Raw genomic sequence first — 6,684 nt, forward strand, 5'->3', positions numbered from 1 at the left:
GTTGGCGCCATGGATGGCGCCATCGAGCCCCCATGGACGGGTTTACGGCGTGTCCTGCAAGCCCACACCGCCCCGCCAAACCCACAGAACCCCAGAGCCGACGCTCCAGCAGTTGCGGTTGCAGTTGATGTTGCCGTTGCCGTTGCCGTTGCCGTTGCCTCTGCGGGCGCCGGGCTGCAAGCCCGGCACCCACCGGGAACCTCAACAGCAGCGACCACCGTTGCGCCCGCCATACCGCGCTTCCTGCCGCTCGCGGAAGAACGTCTTGTAGTCCATCGGCTCGCGGTCCGGATGCTTCTCCCGCACATGCCGCACATAGTTGTCGTAGTCGGGAATGCCGCAGCACAGCCGCGCCGTCTGCACCAGGCGTCGCCAGATCCGGCGATGCGCCTGGTACTGCCCCACCGGAACCAGTTGTGTACTCATTACAGGTCCACCATTTCATGCGGCTTCAGCGCCACGTACGGGGTCTCGCGGTCGCTGCGCTGCGGATTGCGGCGCGCCGCCACGATCGTCTTGATCGAATACACCAGCACCGACGCCACCACCAGCAGGAACAGCGCGGTCAGGCCGGTGTTTACATAGGCATTGACCACGATCTGCTGCATCTGCGCGACCGACTTCGCCGGTGCGGTGATGGTGCCGCTGGCCAACGCGTCCTGGAACTTGTGTGCCTGTGCCAGGAAGCCCTGCGCCGGATTGCTGTCGAAGATCTTGATGAAACCAGCATAGGTGGTGCAGATCAGCAGCCACACCGCAGGCACCGCGGTGACCCACGCGTAGCGGTCACGCTTCATCTTGAACAGCACCACCGTGCCCAGCATCAGCGCGATGCCCGCCAGCATCTGGTTGGAGATGCCGAACAACGGCCACAACGTCTGGATGCCGCCGAACGGATCGACCACGCCGGTGTACAGCAGGTAGCCCCACAGCGCCACGCAGCCGGCAGTGCCGATGATGTTGGCAGTCCACGACTCGGTCTTCTTCAGCGCCGGCACGAAATTTCCGAGCAGGTCCTGCAGCATGAAACGACCGGCACGTGTGCCCGCATCCACCGCGGTGAGGATGAACAGTGCTTCGAACAGGATGGCGAAGTGGTACCAGAACGCCATCATCGCGTCGCTGCTGCTGGGGATCGCCTCATGCAGGATCTGCGCGATGCCCACCGCCAGGGTGGGGGCACCACCGGCACGATGCAGGATGGTCGGTTCACCGATCGCTGCCGCCGTGGCGGTCAGCTGTTCGGGGGTGATGGTGAAGCCCCAGGTATTGGTGATGTAGTGTGCAGCCGAGGCGGCATCGGCACCGATCACCGCCGCCGGGCTGTTCATCGCGAAGTAGATGCCCGGATCGATGATCGAGGCCGCCACCAGCGCCATCACTGCCACGAACGATTCCATCAGCATGCCGCCGTAGCCGATGTATCGCATGTGCGCTTCATTGGCCAGCAGCTTGGGCGTAGTGCCCGAGGAGATCAGTGCATGGAAACCCGACACCGCGCCGCAGGCGATGGTGATGAACAGGAACGGGAACATGCCGCCTTTCCACACCGGGCCGTCGCCGCTGGCCGCGAACTGGGTCAGCGCCGGCATCTTCAGTTCCGGCATCACCACCAAGATGCCGATGGCCAGCGCGATGATCGTGCCGATCTTCAGGAAGGTCGACAGGTAGTCGCGCGGTGCCAGCAGCAGCCAGACCGGCAGCACCGAGGCGACGAAACCGTAGCCGATCAGCATCCAGGTGATCTGGGTGCCGGTGAAGGTGAACGCCGGGCCCCAGGTCGGGTCTGCCGCCACCTTGCCACCGAACCAGATCGCGGCGAGCAGCAGCACCAGGCCCACCACCGAGATCTCACCGATCTTGCCCGGCCGGATGTAGCGCATGTAGACGCCCATCAGGATCGCGATGGGCATCGTCGCGATCACCGTGAACATGCCCCACGGGCTTTCCGCCAGTGCCTTGACCACCACCATCGCCAGCACGGCCAGGATGATGATCATGATCAGGAAGGCACCGAACAACGCGATGGTGCCGGGCACCTGGCCCATCTCCTCGCGCACCAGGTCACCCAGTGAACGGCCGTTGCGGCGGCTGGACAGGAACAGGACCATGAAGTCCTGCACCGCACCGGCCAGCACCACGCCGACCACCAGCCACAGCAGGCCGGGCAGGTAGCCCATCTGCGCGGCCAGCACCGGGCCGACCAGCGGGCCGGCACCGGCAATGGCGGCGAAGTGGTGGCCGAACAGCACGTGCTTGTTGGTCGGTACGTAGTCCAGGCCATCGTTGTTGATCACCGCCGGAGTGGCCCGGGTCGGATCGAGCTGCATCACCTTGTCGGCGATGAACAGGCTGTAGAAGCGGTAGGCAACCAGGTACAGCGATACCGCCGCGACCACGATCCACAACGCGTTGATGTGCTCACCGCGCCGCAGCGCCACCGTGCCCAGGCAGAACGCGCCGAGCAGGGCGAGGGCCGCCCAGCCTATTTTGGAAAAACCTTTCATGAGGTGCTCTCTCCCGGAAAGACAGGCAAAGAGTCCCGCGTGCCCCTGGCAGGGTCAATGTGCACGGGACCATTCGGCGGTAGTACTTTGGTCGTACATGGGTGTAGCAGGTGGCGATGTTCCTTCGCAGCCGACAACGCAGGCGGTGCCGGCGTGCGGACATGACGTGCGGCGAACACCAGGGATGGAACAATCGGTTGCGACGGCATCCATTGGCGTTGCGCGCTGCAGCGTCCATTTTTAGCGGCATCCATCCAACAGGAGTCACCATGAGCCTTCCCGAGCCGGTCCGCGTCCTGCGTACCATCCGTGGCATGCCCACCTCCGACGGTGCCGGTGTTCGCCTGACCCGGGTCATCGGCGGCCCCTCGCTGCCCGACCTCGATCCGTTCCTGCTGCTCGACGAATTCGGTACCGATCGCGCCGAGGACTACATCGCCGGTTTCCCCGAGCATCCGCATCGTGGTTTCGAGACCGTCACCTACATGCTCGATGGCCGCATGCGGCATCGCGACAATCACGGCAACGAGGGCCTGCTGACCCCCGGCAGCGTGCAGTGGATGACGGCCGGCCGTGGCCTGGTGCATTCGGAGATGCCCGAGCAGGAAAGCGGGCAGATGCGCGGCTTCCAGCTGTGGGTGAACCTGCCGGCGCGCGACAAGATGACCGCGCCGAAGTACCAGGAATTCGCTCCCGGGAAGATCCCGGTGGTGCAGCCGGCCGAAGGCGTGCAGGTCAAGGTGATCGCCGGCACGGTCGAGGGCACGGCGGGGCCGATCGCGCAGCCGGCGACCGATCCGCTGTATCTGGACATTGCACTGGAGGCCGATCGTGCCTGGACCTATTTCCTGCCCGAAGGCCACAACGCGTTCGTCTACGTCTTCGAAGGCGGGTTGACGGTGGGCGAGCAGGATGCGGCGCGCGACGTGGCGCGGCAGGAACTGGCGGTGCTGGGCGGTGGCGAGCAGCTGCATCTGTCGGCAGGCAGCGACGGCGCGCGTTTGATCCTGGTGGCGGGTCGTCCGTTGCGCGAGCCGGTGATGCGGCATGGCCCGTTCGTGATGAACACCCGCGAGGAATTGATGCAGGCCTTCGTCGATTTCCAGGAAGGCAGGTTCTGAGGTCGCGCTGCGGGCCATGCCCACAGCGCATCGGTAGCGCCGGGCCATGCCCACAGCACATTGGTAGCGCCGGGCCATGCCCGGCGGATGTCCAGAAGAGCCGACACGACAGAATGCCGCCGGGCATGGCCCGGCGCTACCGATGGATCGGGTGGAAGTGCGGGAATGCTGCCAGGCAGTCATCCCCAGCAGCGCCTCAGCGGCCGTCGGCCACGGCAGAGGGCGTCAGGTTCATGCCTTGCGCAAGCTGCTGCAGCGTGCCCAGTTCCTGGGAACTGTCGGGATACAGCGCGATCTGCGCGTAGCGGCCCTTGTCCAGCTTGACCACGCTGATGCGGCGCTCGGCATAGCCCGGCGGCTGCTGGCCGCCAAGATCCGGCTGGTACCAGTACATCGATTCACCGGCAAAGCTGCCTTTTTCCTGGCGCAGCGAGCGGGTCAGCGGAATGCCCGGATCGCGCTGGCTGAGCATCAGGCTCAGTACTTCGCGCCCGTCACTGGTGGCCGCGCGGCACACCAGGAAGCCGGACTGTGCCTGCTGCTGCCATTGCAGGCCGCTGCTGGCGGGCAACGAAGGACAGTCGACCGGGGCCTGCGCGCAGGCAGACGCCGCAACGAACAACAGGCTCGACAGAACAACAGGCGCGAACTTCATGCATCCCCCAAGGTGGCGTGTCGTTGGCACCGCCGGTGACACCGGCGGTCGAGGCATCCCATCCCCGGATGCCGTCCTGCCCGGCGAAAGCACGGGCGGATGACCAGACCTTAACGGAACGTGAGCGATCGCACAAATCGCGGTTACATCCGTAACCATTGCGGCCGAGGGTCGGCCGCAATGGCACGGTCATGGCTCAGCGGTCGTTGCCGATCCACTTGTAGATGATGCCGCCGATCGCACCGCCCAGCAGCGGGGCGACCCAGAACAGCCATAGCTGGCCGGTTGCGCCACTGCCGGCGAAGAAGGCCACCGCCGTGGAGCGGGCCGGGTTCACCGACGTATTGGTCACCGGAATGCTGATCAGGTGGATCAGGGTCAGGGCCAGGCCGATGGCCAGCGGCGCGAAGCCCGCCGGCGCCTTGCCATGGGTCGCGCCCATGATCACGATCAGGAACACGGCCGTGAGCACCACTTCGCACAGGAACGCGGCCGCCACGCTGTAGCCACCGGGCGACAGCGCACCATAACCGTTGCTGGCGAACGCGCCGGCCTGGCTGCCATCAATGGCGAAGCCGCTGGCACCGGAGGCGATCTGCAGCAGGATGAAGCCGGCCAGCAGGCCGCCGGCCACCTGCGCGATGATGTAGGGCACCAGATCCCGGGTCGGGAAGCGGCCACCGGCCCACAGGCCCACGCTGACCGCTGGATTGAAGTGTGCACCGGAGATATGGCCGAACGCGTAGGCGCCGGTCACCACGGTCAGGCCGAAGGCCAGGGCCACGCCGAGGAAACCGATACCCAGCGGATTGCCGTCGCCACCGAACTTGGCGGCCAGCACCGCACTGCCACAGCCACCCAGAACCAGCCAGAACGTGCCGAGGAACTCGGCGGACAAGCGTTTACCCATGCTCATGTGTTGCACTCCTTTGACGGTCTAAAGTGTGATTTATGTCACATTTCAGTGATCAGCGGGTGACTGTAGCGTCAACGCCGGGTGCAGGGATACACCTTCGGATGTGTGCAACACGCGATGCTCAGTACTGGGGCAGGGGAATGAATTCCTTGTCGTCGCCGGGAATGGTGCCGAAACGTCCGGCTTCCCAGTCGTGCTTGGCCTGCTCGATACGTTCCTTGGAACTGGAAACGAAGTTCCACCACAGATGGCGCGGGCCATCCAGCGGTTCGCCGCCGAACAGCATCGCCTTCACCGGCGTCTTCGCACGCAGGCGGCCGCGCGCACCGGCTTCGGGAATCACCAGGTGCTGGGCGGGAATGTCCACACCATCCAGCTGCGCTTCGCCCTCGAGGATGTACAGCGCACGTTCGCGGTGGCCATCATCGATGTCGATCTCCGCATCCGGGTCCAGGTCGATCGCCACGTTGAGCGTGTCGGCGAACACCTTGACCGGCGACTCCTCGCCATAGGCGCGTCCGGCAATGACGCGCAGCCAGGCGCCGTTGCGGCGCTGCTCGGGCAGGGTGGCGGCGGCATGGTGGTAGAAGGCCGGTTCGATTTCCTCATGCGACTTCGGCAGCGCGACCCAGGTCTGCATGCCGTGGATCGGGTTGTCATGGTCGCGGTCCGGTTGCGGCGTGCGCTCGGAATGGGCGATGCCGCGGCCGGCGGTCATCCAGTTGACGTCACCGGGACGGATCACCTGGTCCGAGCCCAGCGTATCGCGGTGGCCGATGGCACCGGACCAGAGGTAGGTGACGGTGGCCAGGCCGATATGCGGGTGCGGGCGCACGTCGATGGCGGTACCGGGGTGCATGAGTGCCGGGCCCATCTGGTCGACGAACACGAACGAACCGATGCTGCGGGCCTGCAGGGTGGGCACGGCGCGGCGCACTTCCAGGCCGCCGATGTCGTGCACGCGCGGGGCGATGATGGTGGTCATGCGGGCGTTCTCGCTGGCAGGGATCAAGGCGGTCAGCATCGCATGTGGTGGTGGCGGTGACATTCCCCGTCCGGGTAACAGGTTGTTCCAGCCAACGGCGCAGCCCCTCGTGGCTGTGGGTTGGTCGCTGAAGGCAAAAGCAGAAGCCGCGCTTGGCCGGGCGGGTGGGTGGCGCAGGACACGCCGTAAACCCGTCCATGGGGGCTCGATGGCGCCATCCATGGCGCCAACGGTCCTGCGCAACCCACCCGCCCGTCCTCTGAAAGTTTCCGGGTGCCGTCCAGCCACGGAGAAGAAAAAGAAAATCAAAATCAAATGCTGGTCGCTTCGCTCGCATCCACGCATGGCGTGGATCAAGCGTGTCGACCAAGGTCGACACCTACCGGAAATCGCAGCTCACCAACCGTCACCGGGAAACTGTCAGGGGTGGGGGGGGGGGGGGGGGGGGGGGGGGGGGGGGGGGGGGGGGGGGGGGGGGGGGGGGGGGGGGGGGGGGGGGG

At 65.8% G+C, this 6,684-nt stretch carries 6 protein-coding genes; 1 reads left to right on the forward strand and 5 read right to left on the reverse strand.

Annotated features, from left to right (window positions below):
- Positions 1 to 201 precede the first annotated feature (201 nt).
- The gene (locus AC3WTC_RS20360) at positions 202 to 426 is read right to left on the reverse strand and encodes a YbdD/YjiX family protein (RefSeq protein ID WP_025877091.1); all 225 of its coding nucleotides are present in this window, start codon (positions 424 to 426) and stop codon (positions 202 to 204) included.
- On the reverse strand, positions 426 to 2,507 hold the full coding sequence (locus tag AC3WTC_RS20365) for a carbon starvation CstA family protein (RefSeq protein WP_025877093.1): 2,082 nt from the start codon (positions 2,505 to 2,507) through the stop codon (positions 426 to 428). Before AC3WTC_RS20365 ends, AC3WTC_RS20360 begins: the two co-directional genes overlap by 1 nt.
- Before the next feature lie 269 nt (positions 2,508 to 2,776).
- On the opposite strand from AC3WTC_RS20365, the gene AC3WTC_RS20370 reads away from it, so the two are divergent.
- Positions 2,777 to 3,628: a pirin family protein gene (locus AC3WTC_RS20370; protein WP_492712415.1), complete on the forward strand. Its 852-nt coding sequence runs from the start codon at positions 2,777 to 2,779 to the stop codon at positions 3,626 to 3,628.
- Positions 3,629 to 3,824: 196 nt separating this feature from the next.
- On the opposite strand, the gene AC3WTC_RS20375 is transcribed toward AC3WTC_RS20370, so the two are convergent.
- The 3 genes from AC3WTC_RS20375 to AC3WTC_RS20385 all read right to left on the reverse strand — a co-directional run bounded on the left by AC3WTC_RS20375 (position 3,825) and on the right by AC3WTC_RS20385 (position 6,184).
- The gene (locus AC3WTC_RS20375) at positions 3,825 to 4,283 is read right to left on the reverse strand and encodes a hypothetical protein (protein WP_025877096.1); all 459 of its coding nucleotides are present in this window, start codon (positions 4,281 to 4,283) and stop codon (positions 3,825 to 3,827) included.
- Between the two features lie 196 nt (positions 4,284 to 4,479).
- The gene (gene aqpZ / locus AC3WTC_RS20380) at positions 4,480 to 5,199 is read right to left on the reverse strand and encodes an aquaporin Z (RefSeq protein ID WP_032951977.1); all 720 of its coding nucleotides are present in this window, start codon (positions 5,197 to 5,199) and stop codon (positions 4,480 to 4,482) included.
- Between the two features lie 121 nt (positions 5,200 to 5,320).
- The gene (locus AC3WTC_RS20385) at positions 5,321 to 6,184 is read right to left on the reverse strand and encodes a pirin family protein (protein WP_049427674.1); all 864 of its coding nucleotides are present in this window, start codon (positions 6,182 to 6,184) and stop codon (positions 5,321 to 5,323) included.
- Between the last annotated feature and the right edge of the window lie 500 nt (positions 6,185 to 6,684).

Source organism: Stenotrophomonas sp. FW305-C-20-S1 (genome assembly GCF_058783335.1).

What these genes read in the sequence shown, in the direction of transcription:
- AC3WTC_RS20360 (WP_025877091.1), bottom strand. Translation starts at nt 426, where the DNA reads ATGAGTACACAACTGGTTCCGGTGGGGCAGTACCAGGCGCATCGCCGG.
- AC3WTC_RS20365 (WP_025877093.1), bottom strand. Translation starts at nt 2,507, where the DNA reads ATGAAAGGTTTTTCCAAAATAGGCTGGGCGGCCCTCGCCCTGCTCGGC.
- AC3WTC_RS20370 (WP_492712415.1), top strand. Translation starts at nt 2,777, where the DNA reads ATGAGCCTTCCCGAGCCGGTCCGCGTCCTGCGTACCATCCGTGGCATG.
- AC3WTC_RS20375 (WP_025877096.1), bottom strand. Translation starts at nt 4,283, where the DNA reads ATGAAGTTCGCGCCTGTTGTTCTGTCGAGCCTGTTGTTCGTTGCGGCG.
- aqpZ (WP_032951977.1), bottom strand. Translation starts at nt 5,199, where the DNA reads ATGAGCATGGGTAAACGCTTGTCCGCCGAGTTCCTCGGCACGTTCTGG.
- AC3WTC_RS20385 (WP_049427674.1), bottom strand. Translation starts at nt 6,184, where the DNA reads ATGACCACCATCATCGCCCCGCGCGTGCACGACATCGGCGGCCTGGAA.